The sequence below is a fragment of the Pseudomonas sp. IT-P44 genome (assembly GCF_949768225.1).
In the GTDB taxonomy this organism is placed as follows: domain Bacteria; phylum Pseudomonadota; class Gammaproteobacteria; order Pseudomonadales; family Pseudomonadaceae; genus Aquipseudomonas; species Aquipseudomonas migulae.
The window spans coordinates 21420-39371 of record NZ_CATKQM010000026.1 but is presented as its reverse complement, the minus strand read 5'-3'; the positions used below and the strand labels follow the sequence as shown (position 1 = coordinate 39371).

The following is a 17952-nucleotide window of genomic DNA, read 5'->3' as shown; positions in this document are numbered from 1 at the left end:
CCAGAAAACCTCTGCTACGAAATTTTAGTCCCATTTCCCTCGACAGGGCGTTTTGTTCGTCCGAACTGCCAATGCTGCCTTTGGTCGGGAAGATGCACGCGAGCGAAAAGATTTGCTGTCGTATTGAAGTGGCGAATTTCCGCCGGGGCGAGGCAATTTCAAATGACGACGACCGATGACTTCAGGGTTCACGCGCATGAGCTGATGGTCGATCTGGACGCAGCGACCACGGAGATGATGAAGCTGATTTCCGCTCATCAACTCAGCGGCCCGGAATGGGAGCGGGTCACTCAATGGCAGCACGAAGCGTATGAACGATGGATGACTTTCCTGAACGAACGGCCCGCTGCGCATCCCGGCCAGAACACCGAAAAACGCTGAGAAAGGCTCAATGAATGGATGTCTGCAAGACGACGCGCTACATTTCCTTTTTTTTGAATAGGGGGGCGTCATGCGGACGTTGATTGCGGGAGTCGTGGTGGCGTTACTGGCGGGGTGCTCCTTGCCTGCGTCACTGGTGCCGGGTGAGCCGAATGTCAGCAAATACAGTGAGAAGGCGCCGAAGGAGTATGCCGCCTGCGTATTGCCGGCGTGGCAGAAAGAGATTTCCAATACGACTCAAACGCCGATTTCCAATGGCTACCGGATCAAGGCGCCGAGCATCATCACGGCCGACGAAATTCTGGATATCGTGAAATCGAAAGACGGCAGCCGGGTTTCGCTGTATCAAGGGCCGCCATGGGCCAAGTCAGGCGCACTGCGTCAGGCGGTTCGGGACTGTTTATAGCGACGTTTGATGGATCGCCATCGCCAGCAAGCCGGCTCCTACAAGGACACCGCAATTTCCTGTAAGAGCCGGCTTGCTGGCGATGGCGTCAGTCGCCAAACACATTTCAAATGTTGGTAACCACAATGGTCTGCTCGTCAGCGGCCGGGGCAGCGCTTTTCTTGTCCCGGCGATCACTCATCCAGTTATCAACCTGAGCACTGAACTCCGAGGGCGCCTTTCGCCCGACTTTCCTGGCGAGATCCAGGATGGTCTGCTGGGCGAGGGCGTCTTCCATGCGTTTCTGCGCCGTCATCATGACCGCATGGACCGAGCAATGGCCTGACACCGCCCAATCCGGGGCGGAACCTTCGAACAGGGCGCAACGCCCGCGAATTTCCCGGCAATCGAAAATCAGCTTTTGGCCGTCGATGGCATTGACGATATCGAGCACGCTGATTTCGTCGGAGGGCCGGGCCAGCTTGAACCCGCCGCGCACGCCTTCAGTGGCGACCACCAGTTTTGCCTTGGCCAGTTTGGTGAAAATTTTCGCCAGATAGTCCAGTGGCACGCCTTGCAGCTCTGCGAGGTCACGCACGCTCGCCTCACGGCTGTCGCCGCAATTGCCCACCAGGAAAATCAGGCAATGAATGCCGTACTCAACGCCAGCGCTGTAAAGAGACATTTGGATCTCCGACTAATCTTGTCGCAAATGTTAGCAGCTGAAGGTTAGGCAGGCAACGAATCCCGTCGGCGCATCTCTCTGTGCATTACCCCTTGTGCGTGGGTAAAGGCTCTCTCGGTCGAGCCATCGAACCTTTCGATGGCAACCATCAGAAAAAACCGATTGCGTTAATTAACTAGGATCAATACAGTCGTAGTTGTTCGGTCGACACTGGCAAGCGCACGACCTCTACGAATTTATTGATCGGCCTTCTCACGGAGTTAAAGATGAAACAGCACATTCTGGTAATCGGCGCAGGTTTCGGTGGCATGTGGACGGCTTTGAGCGCCACACGCCTGTTCGACATTCATGGTCACAACGACGTAGAAGTCACCGTCCTGGCCCCGCAGGCCGAGCTGCGCGTGCGTCCGCGGTTCTATGAGCCGAACGCGCACCAACTGGCCGCGCCGATTGGCGAGCTGTTCGATGCGGTGGGCGTGAAGTTCATCAAGGGCGCTGCGCAAACCATCGACGTCGAGCAAAAACGCGTGGGTTATGTCGACGCCTCGGGTGCGAAACAGGTGTGCAGCTACGACAAACTCGTTCTGGCCACCGGCAGCCGTCTGGCGATTCCGGCGACCGCCGGCGTGGCTGAACATGCGTTCGATGTCGACCAGATCGAACAAGCCGTGCGCCTGGAAAACCATCTGAAATCCCTGGCCAGCCTGCCGGAAAGCAAAGCCCGCAACACCGTGGTGGTGGCCGGCGGCGGCTTCACCGGGATTGAAACGGCGACCGAGATGACCGCACGTCTGCGTGCCATTTTGGGCGATCAGGCCGACGTCGAGGTGATCATTGTCGATCGTGGCGAGAAAATTGGCGGGTCGATGGGGGCTGAAATCGCCAAGTCGATCGAAGAGGCCAGTATTGAAACCGGCGTGAAATGGCACTTGAAGGCTTCGGTACTTTCCGTCGATGCCAACGGCGTCACTCTGAGCGACGGCCAGCGTATCGAGGCCAAAACCGTGGTCTGGACCACCGGCGTGCGCGCCAGTTCGCTGACCGAGCAGATCCCTGCCGAACGCGATCACCTGGGCCGCCTGCACGTGGACAGCCACCTGAAAGTCATCGGTCAGGACGATATCTTTGCCACCGGCGATGTGGCTTATGCCGCGTCCGACGACATCGGCAACTACGCCTTGATGACCTGCCAACACGCCATCGTATTGGGGCGTCACGCCGGCAATAACGTTGCCGCGCAGATCCTGGGCGTGGACCCGACGCCGTACAGCCAACCCAAATACGTCACCTGCCTGGACCTGGGTGCCTGGGGCGCGGTGTACACCGAGGGCTGGGACCGTCAGGTCAAACTGGTGAAACAGGAAGGCAAGAACCTGAAGACGCAGATCAACACCGTGTGGATCTACCCGCCGGCAGCGGATCGTACAACCGCATGGGCCGCAGCAGATCCGCTGATCCCGATCGCTTGAGTCGCTGAGCGGAAATCACCCGAATCCCTGTAGGAGCGAGCCTGCTCGCGATGGAGTGTCAGCCACATTGGGTTGACTGACACACCATCGCGAGCAGGCTCGCTCCTACAGGTTCTTGCGTTCGTGAAATAACGTGTGTATTTTTTCATGAAATTTAAATAATAAAATTTCATGAGGCTCGCATGTTCCAGCAATCCACCCGCCACGTCGCCAGTTACTACGCTCACACTTGCGCAGATCGCTTGGTGGAACGTGCGGCGTTGGAGGGCGAGCACGACACCGAAGTGTTGATCATCGGCGCCGGCTTCAGTGGTTTGCACACAGCATTGCGACTGGCCCTGGCGGGCAAGCGCGTGACGCTGCTGGAAGCCAGTCGAGTGGCCTGGGCGGCGTCGGGGCGTAATGGCGGCCAGGCCATTCTCGGTTGGTCGTGCGATATGCCGCCGCTGGAGGCCGCGCTGGGTTATGAGCGTGCGCGACGCTTGTGGGACGGCATGCGCTGGGCTGCGCAGGAATTACGCGCGCTGCCCGACCGGCATGAATTCGATTGTGATTATCGGCCCGGCCACCTCTGGACATCGGTGATGCCGCGACGGGTGAGCCTGCTGACCGAGTGGCAACACGAGGCGAGCCACAAATGGGGCCACGATGGATTGCAATTCATTCCCCGTGAGCAGTTGCCGCAATGGGTCGCCAGCGAGCGCTACCAGGCGGGCCTGTTTGATCCTGAAGGCGGACACCTGAACCCGTTGAAACTGGCGCTCGGCCTGGCGGCGGCCATCGAGCGCGCCGGTGGTCGTATTCATGAACAAAGCAAGGCGCTGAATTACCGCGAGGAGGGTGGCCGGTACGTGGTCACCACTGAGCGCGGGCGCATCCGGGCCGATGTGCTGGTGCTGGCGTGCAACGCCTATCTGGACCGGCTCGATCCGCAGCTATCAAGTTGTGTGTTGCCGGTCGGCACCTATCAGGTGGCCACCGCGCCGCTCTCGCAAGCACAGGCGACCGCGCTCCTGCCGAGCAATGTCTGTGTCACCGACAATCAGTTCGTTCTCGATTATTTCCGTCGTACACCGGATAACCGCTTGCTGTTCGGCGGCGGTTGCACCTACCTGGGCGGCATGCCGAAGGACATCGCCGCCGCGACCCGGCCGTTCCTGCAACGGGTATTTCCTCAGCTCCAGGGCGTCGAACTGGAATTCGCCTGGGGCGGCCATATCGACCTCACGCTCAAACGCACACCTGACATTGGCCGACGCGGCGATCTCTATTGGCTGCAGGGTTATTCGGGCCACGGTGTGCTGCCGACCCTGGCCGGGGCTCGCGCCGTGTCCGACGCGATACTCGGTCAGGCAGATGAGCTGGGCTTGTATCAGGGCCTGGTCAACGGCAGCTTCCCCGGCGGCAAATACATGGCCGCGCCCCTGGAAGCCATCGGCAAGGCCTGGTATCGGTTGCGCGACAGCCTTTGAAACGCACATTTTCTGGAAGCTTTCAGATGGACATGCAAGAAGAGATTTCGGCGCTGGCGATCCTGATTCAGGACCTGCGCAAACACAAAAAATACACGCTCAAGGAACTGGCGGACAAAATCGGTCGCTCTGTCGGTTTCCTCTCGCAAGTCGAGCGTGGATTGTCACGTCCGACCGTGGCGGACTTGACCGCGATCAGCGAAACCCTCGGCGTGCCGACCACCTATTTCTACAGCCTGCCCAAACCCATGGCCTTGCCGTGGGTGACCCGGCCGGACGAGCGCCGCACGCTGTATTACGCCGACGGCATCACCGACATCCTGGTCTCGCCGAAAATGCGCGCCTCGTTCTCGATGCTCGAAAGCCGTCTCGAACCCGGCGCCAGCAGTGGTGACCGGCACATGGATGACAGTTCGGAGCAGGGCGGTTACGTGCTCGAAGGGCAACTGACACTTTGGCTGGATGACAATCAACCGGTCACTCTGGGGGCCGGGGACAGCTTTCAACTCGCCAGCCATACCCATTGCCGCTACGGCAATCTCACCGATCAGCTCACCCGGGTGCTCTGGGTTTACACCTGATAAAAACAACAAGGAACAACATGATGGATGCTGTCTGCTCTGATCTGGTTGCTGAAGTGCGCGCATTTCGGCAGCGCTTTCCGGATGTGCGCTACGTCGACCTGATTTCCCTGGATATCCCGGGGCATTTCTACGGCAAGCGCTATCCGATCGAGATGCTCGAAAAGGTCGCCGCCGGCAGCGCGCTCAAGCTGCCGCAGAATTGTGTATTGCTCGGCACTCAAGGCGGGCTGTTCAAAATCGGCGACTACTGTTTCAACGACGGCGACCCGGATGCGCCCCGTCGGTTGGTGCCGGGTACGCTGAAAATCGTCAACTGGGAAAAACAGCCGCTGGGGCAGATGTTGATCACCTCCAGCGGCACTGAAAAACCGATCGTCTTCGAGCCACGGGAAGTGCTGGCGCAAGTGCTGGAGCGCCTCGCTGGCAAAGGGATTTTCCCGGTGGTGGCTTTCGAACTGGAGTTCTACCTGTTCGATCGCCAGTTGCGTGACGGCTTGCCGCAGTTTGCGCGCGATCCGCTGACCGACGATGCGGACGATCAGCCGAACATGCACATCGAGCGGCTGTCGCGGTTTGCGCCGGTGCTCGATGAAATGGTCGAGACGGCGCGGGCGCAAGGCATCGACACCACGGTGATTACTGCCGAGCTGGGCCCGGGGCAGTTCGAGATCAACTTCGGTCACCTGGATGACGGCCTGCGGGCTGCCGACTGGGCGGCGCTGTTTTGCCGCAGCACCCGTGGCGTGGCGCTCAAGCACAACTACCGCGCCAGTTTCATGGCCAAGCCTTACTTGCAACACCCCGGCAGCGGCATGCATGTTCATGTGAGCCTGTACGACGAGGCGGGCAATAACCTTTTAGCGGCCAATGACCAACAGCCGCTGCGCCATGCCGTGGCCGGTTGCCTTGAACTGTTGCCGCATTGCATGCCGATCTTCGCGCCGAACCACAATGCGCTGCGTCGCTTGAGCGGCACCGTGAATGTCGCGACGCGTGCCAGTTGGGGCTTTGAAGATCGGGACGCCTGCCTGCGGGTTCCTGAGTCGGACGCAAGGAATCTACGCATCGAACATCGCCTCGCCGGTGCCGATGCCAACCCGTATCTGGTGTTGGCGGCGATTCTGGTCGGGTTGGAACAAGGACTCGAAACCGGTCGTCAACCGATAGCACCGTTGAATGAAGATCGCAGCAGTGGCATCAACTTCCCGCTGGAGATGCTGGAGGCCGTTCAATCCATGCAACACAACGCGCAGTTGCGTGAGGGATTGGGTGCGGAGTTTGTAAATGTCTACTGCGAAAACAAGCGTCAGGACCATTTGGCATTTATGCAGGACATCAATGCGCGTGAATATCGCTGGTACTTGTAGTTGACCGCTTTTCGTCACTCGACCTTAAAAAAAGTGTGGATATTTAAGGACTTGGAAAGATTAGTAACCAGGTGGTGAGTCAAAATATCTTGTTACACGGTGAAATATTCCGTAATATCCGCACCGCGTTCACCACCACGGTTTATGCATTTTTAAATCCCAGGCGTCCATCAGCTGCCTGGGATTTTTTTTGCCTGAAATAAGCTGTGCTTCAAAAATTATTCGTTCAGTTAGAACGATTATTTCTTTCGGTTATTTAAATAGACCTCTTCTGCATATCCATAACCGTGAAATCCGCGTTGTGGATCGGATTGTGTCTGCAATCAAATCCGAATGGCGGTCATGGCAGAAATAGACGTTCCATCCACCTCGTTAAAGCTGCCCCAGCATCAAATTCCGCTGTTCGATGGTCATCTTGTTGCCCCCGGTCCAATCCTTAGAATCGGCGCCATCAGCTTCGTCCAACTATTCAAACCTTTGGGGAACAACACCATGATGAACGCCATGCAGATGCAAATGCCGATGAACGCCAACATGCCGATGATGCCGATGATGGGCATGCCGATGATGATGGCGACCATGACGTGCGAAATGATGGACGACGGCATGATGTGCAAAATGATGCCGGCCGCTGGCATGGACATGGCGATGTTCAAGAACAGCGCAGAAATGATGCAGATGATGATGAACTGCGGCATGCCGATGATGATGCACTGCGGCAACATGAGCATGATGTGCATGTCCCAGGCGGCCATGGCCATGCCGATGATGAACATGATGATGCCAATGCCGATGATGGGCATGCCGATGCCGTCGATGAAGTGCGTGATGGAATGCACCATGATGGCTGACGGCATGATGTGCAAAATCATGCCGATGGCGGGCATGAACATGGACATGATGAAAAACTGCTGCACCCTGATGATGAAAATGATGAACGATTGCAGCATGCCGATGATGATGAGCTGCAATGGCATGCCGATGATGTGCTGCACCTGCTGATCCCGAGCGACAGCCATTAAAAAGCCCGGCCAATGCAGATTGGCCGGGCTTTTTATTGTCCTGTTTTTGTAGGAGCCAGGCTTGCCGGCGAAGGCGTATTTGAGATCGCCATCGCCAGCAAGCCGGCTCCTACAATGTCTGCGTCGTTCGATGAATTGGAGTTGACCACCTACTCTGTAGGAGCCAGGCTTGCCGGCGAAGGCGTATTTGAGGGCGCCATCGCCGGCAAGCCGGCTCCTACAGTTTGATGTCGTCCGAAAAAATAGCGGTAACCACGACCCTGTAGGAGCCAGGCTTGCCGGCGAAGGCGTATTTGAGATCGCCATCGCCGGCAAGCCGGTTTTGTCAGTCGAGGCGTTCCGGGTAAGTCACCACCAGATACGCCACCGCTTCACTGTCCGCCGGGTTGCGATAGCGGTGGGGCTGGTCGGCGTAAAACAGGATCGAATCGCCGGTGGAAAGCAGGTAGCGTTCGTCGTTGACGCTGATTTCCAGTACGCCCTGCGAAACCACCAGGTTCTCCTGGACGCCGGGGCCATGGCCCTCGGAAACGTCCTCTCCCAATGGGCTCAGGCGCAGTTCGTAAAATTCCGATTGGCGCGCCACGTCAAACGGGAACAGCGCACGACTGACAAAGGCGCCGCTGGCGCTGACCAGGCGTTTGCTCTGGCTCGCCGATAACACGGCCACCCCTTCAAAGGCCCGATGCTCAAGAAATGCGGCCACCGAAACCTTCAAGCCTTTGGCGATTTTGCACAGCACTTTGATCGACGGAACGCTGCGTCCGGATTCGATCTGCGCGAGCATCGCCCGGCTCACACCGCATTGTCGCGCAAGGGCGTCGAGGGACAGGTGACGCTTGCCCCGCAGGCGTTGCAGGTTTTGCGCGACCCGCTCGCAGATCGGGTCCTCTTCCAGTGATTCGAGGTTGTTCAGGTCCAGCACGGGTTCGTCAGCGCTCGCCAGAAAGCGCGAGGGGTTTTGTGTATTCACGCCTGACGAGTCTCGGTCGAACGCGAAGCCTGAACCCACTGAAAGGCCTGCAGGCCAGCATTGCGTGCGTACATTTCCCACATGGCCCGTGCCCGTTGCTGCGCTTGTTTGCGTTTTCGGTAGCTGGCGAAGTCGATGATGTTGGCGGTCGGATTCATAGGGCTCTTCACTGTCGTGGTGAATGACGGGATGGTCTGAGATTACGCGGATATTTTTATAACGATAAATACTGTTTATGTATTTATTAATTCCTTTTGGTTCTTTTGAAAGCCAGCTGCCAGAAAGGCTCTGGATGCCCCCTGATCCCGTAGGAGCCGGCTTGCTGGCGATCGGATCGACGCGGTGTGTCAAGCCAGACGCCATCGCCGGCAAGCCAGCTCCTACAGGATTCTGTGTTTATCAAATGACCTTGTAGGAGCCGGCTTGCCGGCGATGGCGGCGCATCGGACACACCGCGTCGCTTCAATCGCCAGCAAGCCGGCTCCTACAGGTCCAGCGTTTAATGCCCCACCAACTCCTCAAGCAGCTGTTCCTTGTACCCCTGCAAAACCGTTGAAGCCCGGTCCCGTGGGTGGGGCAGGTCGACCTTGATTTCGTGCTTGATCCGGCCCGGGTGGGCGTCCATCACGATGACCCGGTCGCCCAGGTACAGCGCTTCTTCGATGTCGTGGGTGACCATGATCACCGTGCAGCGCTGTTGCACCCAGATGCGTAGCAACTCGTGTTGCAGGCGCACCCGGGTCAGGGCGTCGAGGGCGCCGAGGGGTTCGTCGAGCAGCAGCACTTTCGGTTGGTTGATCAGTGCGCGGGCGATGGCCGCGCGCTGCGCCATGCCGCCGGACAACTGGTGTGGGTAGGCGTTTTCAAAACCTTCGAGGTTGACCAGCGCAATGTGCTCGGCCACCAAACGGTCCTTTTCTGCCTTGGACAACGGATGGTTTTTCAACGCCAGGGCAATGTTCTGGTTCAGGGTCATCCACGGAAACAGCCGATGGTCCTGAAACACGATCCCGCGTTCCAGGCTGGTGCCGACCACCCGTTTGCCATCCAGCAGAATGTCGCCTTCATAGTCGTCTTCCAGCCCGACGATCAGCCGCAGCAGCGTCGACTTACCGCAACCGCTGGCACCGACGATGCTGACGAACTCACCGGGACGAACGTCGAGATTGATCTGCTGCAGCACCGGCAAAGGCTGGCCTTCGATCCGGTAGGCCTTGCTCAGGCCGCGAATCTGCAGCGCACCGGTGTGTAATGAGGTGCTGTGTGGCACAGCGTGTTGGGCAATTGCGTTCATTGTTATCGGCCTTTCAGCGAATGTTGCGCCAGCGCAGCAGATGGCGGCTAAGAAGAGTGAACAGCAGGGTCATCAGGTAACCGCAGAGGCCGATGCACAGCACGCTGAGGACGATGACTTCCATGCGTGAGCCGGCTTCGGCGTTCATCATCAGGTTGCCCAGGCCAGCGCCCGAAGACAGGAACAGTTCGCTGCCCACCGCGGTGACCCAGGCAAACGCCAGCGCATGCAGCACGCCGGTGGCAATGCTCGGCAGCGCCGCCGGCAGCAGCACATGACGAAAGCGTTGCCAGCGGCTCAGCACCAGCACCTGGCCGACCTCGCGATAGCGCTTCTCGACATGGTTGAAACCCTGATACGTGTTGAGGACCATCGGATAGAACGCCGCGAGGCTGACGATCAACACTTTGGAAAACTCGCCATTGCCGAACCACATGGCGATCAACGGAATCCAGCCGAGCATCGGCACCTGGCGGATCGAATGAAACAGCGGCCCGACCAGCCGATTGGCCACTGCCGACAGCGCCATCAGCACCCCCAGCAGCACGCCGAAGACAATGCCCAGTGCCAGTCCGGTGCTGGTGCGGGCCAGACTGGCCAGCAGGTTCACCAGCAACTCGCCGTTGGCCAACAGTTCAAGCAACGCCGCGCCGATCGCGGACAACGGCACAAAGGCGTACGCGCCGGCGGCACCCTGGCGCGACAGGTATTCCCAGCCGCCGATCAACAACAGCGGCAGCAGCAGGCCACGGGATTTGGCAAGCAATCGAATCATCATCGGCTCCTAGCGGGTCTGCCAGCGGAACAGCCGCTGTTCCAGTTGGCGAAAGGTGAAGTCCAGGGCGAAACCGATAACACCGGTCACCACAATCCCGACCATCACCACATCAATGCGCAACATCTGCCGGCTCATTTCGATCATCTGCCCCAGACCGCTGTCGGCGGCCAGCAACTCGGTGGCCACCAACACCACCCAGGCGCGGGTCAGGCTGATGCGAAAACCGGTGATGATCGGCGGCGCGGCAGCGGGCAGGGCGATCGCGCGGACAAACGTCGGCCAGCGCAGGCGATACACATCGGCGACTTCGAAGTAGCTGCGCGGAATGGCCTTGACCCCTTCGCTGGCGGCCAGCGCCACGGGGAAGAACGCGGTCTTGGCGACGATGATGATCTTGAAGGTTTCATCGATGCCGAACAGCAGCACAAACATCGGGATCAGTGCGATGCTGGGGATCTGGCGCAGGGTGTGGAACAGCGGCGAGCAGTAGATCTCGACGTTCTTCGACAACGCCATCAGCACCCCGAACGCCAGGCCCAGCAGCGAGCCGATGCCGAAACCCAGCCCCAGTCGTGACAGGCTGTTGAGCAAGTGGTCGAGCAGCTCACCGCTGGCCGACAATTCCTCGAAGGTCTGCCACACCTGAGCGGGCGGGACGAGCAGGTTGCGCGGGAAAATCCCGGCCTCGGCCACCACCGCCCAGAGCAACAACAGGGCGGCAGGGGAGATGAGCCAGGTCAGGGAAAACAACAGACGTCGGGTACGCATGGCGGGTCTTATTTCGGCGAAGTACCGCAGGGGTATCGCAAGAGGTGTGCCATCGCACAGAGAGTGGTTGATCGCACTGACGCCTTCGCGGGCAAGCCTCGCTCCTACAGGGACAATGCGTAACCTGTAGGAGCGAGGCTTGCCCGCGAAGACGTCAGCCTATGCACCGCACATTGATGCCATGCCAACATCCATTGCTGCCCCAGCAACACCCCATCAGCACCCGCCTCAGAACTCGTAACTGACGCTGGTGTAATAGAACGCACCCTGCGCACCTTCAGGGCTGGTGATCGAGTATTTCGGTACGCCGTACAACTGCGCGCCCTCCGCCTTGTCCGGGTGCGTGTCGAACAGGTTGATCGCGCCCACCGACAGCTTCAGCGCCTTGTTGAAGGTGTACGACACGTCCAGGTCCGTGACCCATTGCGGGCTGTAGGTCTGGTCCAGGGTCGGGTTGGTGGCGTTGAGGCTTTTCCATTCACCGTAACGACGCTGAGCCACGGTCACACCCCATTCATCAAACAGCCAGTTGGCGCTAAGCACCAGTTTGGTTTCCGGTGTGCCGTCCTCGATCAGGCCCTGAGTAGTACGGCCGACAATCTGCGAACCCTTGATGTTGCCGGCATCGCGCAACGCGGTGATTTTCGTGTTGTTCTGGCTGATGCCGCTGCTCAGGTTCAGGCGGCCCCATTGCTGCAGGTCCAGTTGATAGTTACCCATCAGCTCGATCCCGTCGGTGCGGGTATCGGCAACGTTGGTGTAGAAGGCCGCGCTCTGGATATTCGCGTAGGGCGTGCCGGCGAAAATCGGCGACACCACCGCCGCCGGCAACTGATCGGAGAGGGTGATGCGGTTGTCGATGTCGATCCGGTAGGCGTCCAGCGTCACCGACGCATTGGCCAACGGACGCCAGACCAGGCCCAGGGAATAACTGGTGGACTCTTCCGGTTTCAGCGACTTGCCGCCCAGCAGCGCCGCTTCCGGGCTGTCGGCGCGCAATGTGCGTTGCTGCACTTCGACGAAGTTGCCGCTGCCGGGCGGCTGTTCCACCACCTGCACGCTGAACGAGGACAAGCCGCTCTGCACCAGCGACGGCGCGCGATAACCCGTGCTGGCCGTGGCCCGTGCGGCGATCTGCGGGGTGAAGTCATAACGCAGCGACAGTTTGCCGTTGGTGGTGTCGCCGAAGTCCGAATAGTGCTCGGTGCGCACCGCGACGCCGGCCTGGAATTTCTCGGTGATCTGCCCTTCGACGTCGATGTAGGCACCCAGCACGTTGCGGTCCAGTGAAGCCGCATCGACCTGGGTAATGCCCGAGTAGTAACCCGGGATGCGCCGTCCGGTGACCGGGTCGACGGTGTTGAACAACGGGCCGTTCTGCCAGCCTGCCGCTTCGCCGGCGCTCAGCTCGTAATTCTCCTGACGCCAGGCCAGGCCGGCCGAGAGCGTCAGCGGCTTGAACAGCAGGTCGGTGGGGAAATCCCGCACCCAGTCCAGCGTCACGTTGGTCTGATCGGCCTCTCGTTCGCCGGTGAAGATTTTTTCCGGGCTGGTGGCGCCCCAGCTGGGGTTGATCGCGTTACGGTCGGTGGACTTCAGGGTGTTGTTGCCATGGTTCACCGCGAAATCGAATTTACCCAGAAGGTCGTCTTCGTAACGCAGGCCGCCGGTCAGCGCATAGTCTTCCAGCGAATAGCGCGTGATCGGCAGGCGCCCGTCCGGGAAGCGCTGCAACGCGGTGCTGCTGTAGTTGTTGCGCAGGGTGGTGGGCGGGTCGAAGAAGCCTTCGGCGTCGGTGTTTTTGTGCGAGTAGGTGGCGAAACCGTAGGCCGTCAGACCGTCGCTGATGCCGACTTCGCTGTTGGCGGCGAAGTTGTACTGGTCCGAGATATTGCCCGAGCCCCAGCGCCAGGTGCGGTAGCGGTTGTTCTGCTCGCGCGGCGTGTTGATGCTGGTGGAGCCGGGGTAGAAGATCCGGTTGTCAGGGTTGGTGTCGCTGGCGGGGTCCTGGCTGCCGGCGTCGAAACTCAGGGTCAGGAAGCCGTCGTTGGGCAGGGCGAAACCTTTCCAGCCGCTGAGTTTGCGCTGGATGCCGTCACCCTTGTCGTAGCCGCCGAAGCGGTAGCCGAGGTTGCCGCCGTCGTCCTTTTCCTTGAGCACGATGTTGATCACCCCGGCGATGGCGTCGGAGCCGTATTGAGCGGCGGCGCCGTCGCGCAGGATTTCGACGCGCTGGATCGAGCTCAAGGGAATCAGGCTCAGGTCGACCGCGGCGGCGCCACGACCATTGACCAGGCTTTGCCGCGTGACGTTGGCGCTGGTGTGGCGGCGCTTGCCGTTGACCAGCACCAGCACCTGGTCGGAAGCGAGGCCTCGCAACGAAGCGCCCTGGGCGATGGAACCGGCGAACGCGCCCTGGGGTGATTGCGGATAGCTGAACGAAGGGGACAGGGCCGTGAGCGCGCCGGACAGGTCGCTGGCACCGGTCTGCTGCAATTGCTCGCCGGTCAAGACGTCTACCGGCGCGGCGCTTTCCAGTGCGGTGACATCACTGCGTCGGGTACCGAGCACCACGACAGTGTCCAGGTGATCGCCGCTGGCGGTGGGTTGGGTTTCGGCAGCCGAAACAGGCACGGCAAGGCTGCCAATGACCAGCGCAATAGCGCCGGCCAACGGAGTGCGATGGAACATAAAAGAGTCCTTCCAAAAGTGCGCGGACCTTGTAGGAGCCGGCTTGCTGGCGATGGCGTCCTAACCGGCGATGCGCGCCTTCAGGGCCCCATCGCTGGCAAGCCAGCTCCTACAGGTTGAGCGGTGTTACATAAATTGCGGACGACACGACCCTTGTAGGAGCCGGCTTGCCGGCGATAGCGTCCTAACCGGCGATGCAAGGCTCACGGGCCCCATCGCCAGCAAGCCGGCTCCTACAGGATAGGTGTGTGAACCGGGATCAGAAACGGCTGGTCACGCTCAGGCCGACGGTGCGTGGGTCGCCGTAGGTGATGACGTACTGACCGAGGGTGCCGTTGGGCCGGCCATGGACCTGGTAGCGACGGTCGGTGAGGTTGTTGACGAAACCGGTGACGCTGAGTTTTTCATCCGGGCTGAACCAGGTCAGGCGGGTGTTGGCCAGGGTGTAATGGGGTTGGGTGAGCGTCTTGTCGGCGCTGCTCTGGCGATCGGCGAGGAAGTATTCCTTGTCGCGAAAACTCACGTCACCACCGGCCACCAGCTTGCCGCCGATCTCCAGCGGGAAGGTGTAATCGGCGCCGAGCGACACCACGTTGCGTGGCGAACGCACGAAGCTGTTGCCGCTGTAGTCACCGGTGACGGCGCCTGTGGTCGGGTTAGTGTTTTTGAAATCGGTGTATTCGGTGTCGAGGAACGACACCGCCGCCCGCAAGTGCAGGTAGTCCGTCGGCTGGCCTTCGAGCTCCAGCTCGGCGCCCTTGACCGTACCCTTGGCGCCGTTGGTCAGCGCGGTGGTCAACACCCCGTTGTTGACCGTCAGCAGGTTCACCTGAATGTCCGAATAGTCGTAGTAGAAAATGTTGGCGTTGGCCGTCAGGCGATGGTCGAACCACTCGGACTTGAGGCCGATTTCGTAGGCGTCGAGTTGTTCCGGGTCAACCGTGGTCAGTTGCGCAAGGCTGGTCGACAGTCCGGTGTTGAAGCCGCCGGAACGGAAGCCATGGGCATAACGGAAGAACACGCGCACGTTGTCGTTGATCCGGTATTCCGGCGTCAGGTCGTACGTCCAGGCTTCCCAGGTCTTGTCTTCCTGACGATTGCCGTTGGTGCCGGCGCCGCCCAGTGGCACCAGCGGGCCGTTGGCGGTGGTGCGGGTCAGTTGGGTCAGGTTGAGGTCGATGTCTTTCTTTTCCTGGGTCCAGCGCAGGCCACCGGTGACGCTGAAATCGTCGGTGAAGTCGTAGGTCAGGTTGCCGAACAACGCATAGCTGTCGGTGGTGTGGTCGAAGTTGAGGTCACGAAAATCGGTGGCGCCGCCGGTCTGGTTCGAGCCGGTGCCGTTCGGTGTCGGGCCGGGCGTGATGATGCGCTGGGCCGAGCTGTCGAGGTCTTCGTGGAAGTAATGCGCACCGGCGAGCCAGCGCAGGGTCTCCTGCTGCGGCGATGCCAGGCGGATTTCTTGCGAGTACTGGGTGTATTTGTTATCGGAAATCGCTGCGCCGTTCACCTCAAAAGGCGTGTAGTCGGCATCGCTGGTGGACTGGCCGCGGATGTAGTCATAAGCGCTGATCGACGTCAGGGTGTAATCACCCAAATTCCAGTTCAGGGTCAGCGACGTGCCGTCATGATCAAGCTTGGAGTCCTCGTTGACGTTCAGCGCGGTGTCGCGCCCGTTGGGTCGTTGATAACCGACGTTGTAGTAACGACCGACGGCCAGCGAGCCGTTGCTGCCATCGCCTTTGAATTCGCGGCTATGGATCTTCAACAGGGCATCCAGGTCCGGGTTCAACTGGGCGAGGAATTGCAGGCGTACGGCTTTCTTGTTGACGTCGCCGTAGGTGTTGTCGTCGACGAGGTTCTTCTGGAAACCGTCGCGCTCTTCGGAATACAGCGCCACCCGTGCGGCGAGTTTTTCATCCACCAGCGCGCCGCCGAGGGCACCGCTGACGATGCGTTCGTTCTTGCTGCCGAAGCCGATGGTGCCGAAACCGTCAGTGTCGAAAGTCGGCTTTTTGGAAATGATGTTCACCGCGCCGGCGGTGGTGTTCTTGCCGTACAGCGTGCCTTGCGGACCGCGCAGAATCTCCACGCGTTCCAGGTCGAACAACGGCCCGCCACCGGCAATCGGCGCGTTCAGGTACACGTCATCGGCGTAGATCCCCACCGGGAACACCGTGGCCGCGCCCGTATCACCGGTGCCGAGGCCGCGAATGTACCAACGCGGCCGGCCATCGCCGTCGGGGTTCTTCGCCGCTACGTTGGGAACGAATGTGGTGATGTCGCCGATATTGCGCACGCCATCGGCTATCAGGCTGGTGCCCTGTACCGCCGACACGGCCACCGGAACCTCTTGCAGGGTTTCTTCCCGGTGTTGAGCAGTGACGGTGACCGTCTTGAGTGAAGGCTCCGTGGTGGTCTTGTCGCTGTCCGCGTCCTTGGATTGCGCCGCCAGCAGCCCCTCGCTGACAGTCCCCCCGGACAGCAGCAAGGTTAACCAGATACTCTTGGTGATTGGATTAAGTTTATGCATGTGAATCTCCCCCGTTAAAGTTTCGCTAATAGGGGTAGAGCAGAGATCGTGCCAGATTATTTTTCAGGGGTGTTAGTTTTGCTAATACATTGAAATATAACGATTAAATAGTTTTTTAAAGTTGCTGTTAAAGGCGATTTTTAATAAGTGAGTTAGTTGGATCCAGTCTGACGCTAAGTGCCTGTCGGGGATTCAGCAGAAAGTTGCTTGGCGGGTGTTGCTGGAGCAGCAGGAGTGGGGCGGGGGTGTGTTGCTGGGCGAGCAATGCGGTGATGTTGAATACGCCATCGCCGGAACGCCGCCCGCAGCAAGCCGGCTCCTACACGGGGGCGCGGCGCACGCGGATTAACGGTTGGAATCGTGAGACGCCTTCGCGGGCAAGCCTCGCTCCTACAGGCGATGTGTGTCGGCCACAATAAATTTGAACGACACACAACCCCTGTAGGAGCGAGGCTTGCCCGCGAAGGCGCCCTCACAAACGAAAAAAACCTCAAACCGCCAATCGTGACGTCGAACCAATCACCTTTTCCAGCACGCTGAAATCAATCCACTCACGCACATCGAACCGGCGTGGAATGAAATCCCAGCGATGCAGGAAATCGGTGAAATCCTGCAACGCTTCAATCGAGCGCGCATCCAGGGTTGTGCGCAAACGCCGATGCGCATCTTCACCGTACGCAGCGGCCACCCAGTACTCGCTGGTATTGAGTTCCCGCGCCAAAAAGCGACGGGTTTCTTCCGGATTGGCCCACGCCCATTGCTCGGTGCGCAGCACGGTGTCGACGATTTTCACGCTGGCATCGAAATGCTCGTGCAGCAGGTGCGTGTCCACGGTCAGGGTCCGTGGCGTGCCGTTGTTCGAGCGGATCAACGGGTCAGGGTGCGAGCCGGTATCGACCACCACCTGCAAGCCGAACTCGTTCGCCAGGTGCACGGCGTGCGCACCCTTGAGGAAAATCGCGTCGATGTCGCCGCGCAGCAGTCCGATCAGTTCGTTATTGCGCTTGCTGAAGCGCGTGACACCGAGGCTGACTTCCGAGCCGAAGACATGCTGTTTTTGATCGTCGCTGTAAGTACCGCCGTAGGGGTAATCCACCAGCTCGACATCGGACACCTCCAGGCCTTCAAGCTTGAGGGCGTTTTCCAGTCCGCGCAGGGCCTGGGCGCGGGTGAAATCGATCTGCACGTTGGCCCATTTCGGCAGGCCGAAGCGGCGGTTCTTCAGGTCGCGAATGCTCTTCACGCCGCTTTCCGCAGTGGTCAGGATCAACTGCACCTCGTCGCTCCAGGACAAACCCAGTACGCGGGTTTGCACGCCGCTGGCGTAGGCCCAGATCGCTGGAATATTGCCGCCGTGACGCACCGAATTTTTCAGGTGATGGTCGTAATGAGCTTCGCGAACTTCCCGTTCACTGGACTCGCGCAAGGACTGGATATTGGTGCCGAACGGCAGAAAGGCTTCCGCCAGGCGTCCGGACTGTACGGCGATGCCAAGCCCGGTGGGCACCGGGCTGTGGGTGTACCAAAGGGTATCGAGTGGTTTGCTCATAAGG

At 59.8% G+C, this 17952-nt stretch carries 17 protein-coding genes; 8 read left to right on the top strand and 9 right to left on the bottom strand.

The features are described from left to right. Positions 1–162 precede the first annotated feature (162 nt). Positions 163–381 carry a hypothetical protein gene (locus ACM6IO_RS15720; protein WP_192229246.1) on the top strand — a complete coding sequence of 73 codons (219 nt, stop codon included), beginning with the start codon at positions 163–165 and terminating at the stop codon, positions 379–381. Positions 382–451: 70 nt separating this feature from the next. Beyond that, positions 452–787, top strand: coding sequence for a hypothetical protein (locus tag ACM6IO_RS15715; RefSeq protein WP_008044852.1), 336 nt, complete (start codon positions 452–454; stop codon positions 785–787). Between the two features lie 106 nt (positions 788–893). Here ACM6IO_RS15715 and ACM6IO_RS15710 read toward each other — a convergent pair whose 3' ends face one another. Beyond that, on the bottom strand, positions 894–1451 hold the full coding sequence (locus ACM6IO_RS15710) for an RrF2 family transcriptional regulator (RefSeq protein ID WP_414911812.1): 558 nt from the start codon (positions 1449–1451) through the stop codon (positions 894–896). Positions 1452–1717: 266 nt separating this feature from the next. On the opposite strand from ACM6IO_RS15710, the gene ACM6IO_RS15705 reads away from it, so the two are divergent. From ACM6IO_RS15705 to ACM6IO_RS15680, 6 genes are all read left to right on the top strand, one after another. Then, positions 1718–2920 (top strand): NAD(P)/FAD-dependent oxidoreductase, encoded by a 1203-nt coding sequence (locus ACM6IO_RS15705; RefSeq protein ID WP_414911811.1) that lies wholly within the window; start codon positions 1718–1720, stop codon positions 2918–2920. 182 nt (positions 2921–3102) lie between these two features. Beyond that, positions 3103–4392, top strand: coding sequence for an NAD(P)/FAD-dependent oxidoreductase (locus ACM6IO_RS15700; protein ID WP_414911810.1), 1290 nt, complete (start codon positions 3103–3105; stop codon positions 4390–4392). Between the two features lie 26 nt (positions 4393–4418). After that, a complete protein-coding gene (locus tag ACM6IO_RS15695; protein WP_008029115.1) occupies positions 4419–4973 on the top strand; it encodes a helix-turn-helix domain-containing protein in 555 nt (184 codons plus the stop codon). 23 nt (positions 4974–4996) lie between these two features. Then, complete coding sequence (locus tag ACM6IO_RS15690) at positions 4997–6343, top strand: glutamine synthetase family protein (protein WP_223413564.1); 1347 nt, start codon at positions 4997–4999, stop codon at positions 6341–6343. Positions 6344–6835: 492 nt separating this feature from the next. Further along, positions 6836–7345: a hypothetical protein gene (locus ACM6IO_RS15685; RefSeq protein WP_081500240.1), complete on the top strand. Its 510-nt coding sequence runs from the start codon at positions 6836–6838 to the stop codon at positions 7343–7345. Between the two features lie 32 nt (positions 7346–7377). Then, positions 7378–7593: a hypothetical protein gene (locus tag ACM6IO_RS15680; RefSeq protein WP_414911809.1), complete on the top strand. Its 216-nt coding sequence runs from the start codon at positions 7378–7380 to the stop codon at positions 7591–7593. A 97-nt stretch (positions 7594–7690) separates the two neighbouring features. On the opposite strand, the gene ACM6IO_RS15675 is transcribed toward ACM6IO_RS15680, so the two are convergent. The 8 genes from ACM6IO_RS15675 to ACM6IO_RS15640 form a co-directional block, all read right to left on the bottom strand. Further along, positions 7691–8281, bottom strand: a complete 591-nt coding sequence (locus ACM6IO_RS15675; RefSeq protein ID WP_162130711.1) for a helix-turn-helix domain-containing protein — start codon at positions 8279–8281, stop codon at positions 7691–7693. Positions 8282–8334: 53 nt separating this feature from the next. Beyond that, positions 8335–8496 carry a hypothetical protein gene (locus tag ACM6IO_RS15670; protein WP_177318177.1) on the bottom strand — a complete coding sequence of 54 codons (162 nt, stop codon included), beginning with the start codon at positions 8494–8496 and terminating at the stop codon, positions 8335–8337. A gap of 341 nt (positions 8497–8837) precedes the next feature. Then, on the bottom strand, positions 8838–9632 hold the full coding sequence (locus ACM6IO_RS15665) for an ABC transporter ATP-binding protein (protein ID WP_414911808.1): 795 nt from the start codon (positions 9630–9632) through the stop codon (positions 8838–8840). A gap of 13 nt (positions 9633–9645) precedes the next feature. Then, positions 9646–10407, bottom strand: coding sequence for an ABC transporter permease (locus tag ACM6IO_RS15660; RefSeq protein WP_414911807.1), 762 nt, complete (start codon positions 10405–10407; stop codon positions 9646–9648). A gap of 9 nt (positions 10408–10416) precedes the next feature. Next, entirely contained in the window at positions 10417–11178 is a 762-nt protein-coding gene (locus ACM6IO_RS15655; protein ID WP_008029130.1) for an ABC transporter permease, read from the bottom strand. 228 nt (positions 11179–11406) lie between these two features. Next, positions 11407–13869, bottom strand: coding sequence for a TonB-dependent receptor plug domain-containing protein (locus tag ACM6IO_RS15650; RefSeq protein WP_414911806.1), 2463 nt, complete (start codon positions 13867–13869; stop codon positions 11407–11409). A gap of 259 nt (positions 13870–14128) precedes the next feature. Continuing rightward, positions 14129–16399, bottom strand: a complete 2271-nt coding sequence (locus ACM6IO_RS15645; RefSeq protein WP_008042562.1) for a TonB-dependent receptor — start codon at positions 16397–16399, stop codon at positions 14129–14131. A 490-nt stretch (positions 16400–16889) separates the two neighbouring features. After that, on the bottom strand, positions 16890–17948 hold the full coding sequence (locus ACM6IO_RS15640; RefSeq protein WP_008029136.1) for an ABC transporter substrate-binding protein: 1059 nt from the start codon (positions 17946–17948) through the stop codon (positions 16890–16892). Positions 17949–17952: the final 4 nt, after the last annotated feature.

Excerpts from the sequence above, each read along its gene's own strand:
- ACM6IO_RS15680 (WP_414911809.1), top strand. The coding sequence starts at position 7,378 with ATGCAGATTGGCCGGGCTTTTTATTGTCCTGTTTTTGTAGGAGCCAGG.
- ACM6IO_RS15665 (WP_414911808.1), bottom strand. The coding sequence starts at position 9,632 with ATGAACGCAATTGCCCAACACGCTGTGCCACACAGCACCTCATTACAC.
- ACM6IO_RS15720 (WP_192229246.1), top strand. The coding sequence starts at position 163 with ATGACGACGACCGATGACTTCAGGGTTCACGCGCATGAGCTGATGGTC.
- ACM6IO_RS15645 (WP_008042562.1), bottom strand. The coding sequence starts at position 16,399 with ATGCATAAACTTAATCCAATCACCAAGAGTATCTGGTTAACCTTGCTG.
- ACM6IO_RS15650 (WP_414911806.1), bottom strand. The coding sequence starts at position 13,869 with ATGTTCCATCGCACTCCGTTGGCCGGCGCTATTGCGCTGGTCATTGGC.
- ACM6IO_RS15660 (WP_414911807.1), bottom strand. The coding sequence starts at position 10,407 with ATGATTCGATTGCTTGCCAAATCCCGTGGCCTGCTGCTGCCGCTGTTG.
- ACM6IO_RS15710 (WP_414911812.1), bottom strand. The coding sequence starts at position 1,451 with ATGTCTCTTTACAGCGCTGGCGTTGAGTACGGCATTCATTGCCTGATT.
- ACM6IO_RS15685 (WP_081500240.1), top strand. The coding sequence starts at position 6,836 with ATGATGAACGCCATGCAGATGCAAATGCCGATGAACGCCAACATGCCG.
- ACM6IO_RS15715 (WP_008044852.1), top strand. The coding sequence starts at position 452 with ATGCGGACGTTGATTGCGGGAGTCGTGGTGGCGTTACTGGCGGGGTGC.
- ACM6IO_RS15700 (WP_414911810.1), top strand. The coding sequence starts at position 3,103 with ATGTTCCAGCAATCCACCCGCCACGTCGCCAGTTACTACGCTCACACT.
- ACM6IO_RS15670 (WP_177318177.1), bottom strand. The coding sequence starts at position 8,496 with ATGAATCCGACCGCCAACATCATCGACTTCGCCAGCTACCGAAAACGC.
- ACM6IO_RS15690 (WP_223413564.1), top strand. The coding sequence starts at position 4,997 with ATGGATGCTGTCTGCTCTGATCTGGTTGCTGAAGTGCGCGCATTTCGG.
- ACM6IO_RS15705 (WP_414911811.1), top strand. The coding sequence starts at position 1,718 with ATGAAACAGCACATTCTGGTAATCGGCGCAGGTTTCGGTGGCATGTGG.
- ACM6IO_RS15695 (WP_008029115.1), top strand. The coding sequence starts at position 4,419 with ATGGACATGCAAGAAGAGATTTCGGCGCTGGCGATCCTGATTCAGGAC.
- ACM6IO_RS15655 (WP_008029130.1), bottom strand. The coding sequence starts at position 11,178 with ATGCGTACCCGACGTCTGTTGTTTTCCCTGACCTGGCTCATCTCCCCT.
- ACM6IO_RS15640 (WP_008029136.1), bottom strand. The coding sequence starts at position 17,948 with ATGAGCAAACCACTCGATACCCTTTGGTACACCCACAGCCCGGTGCCC.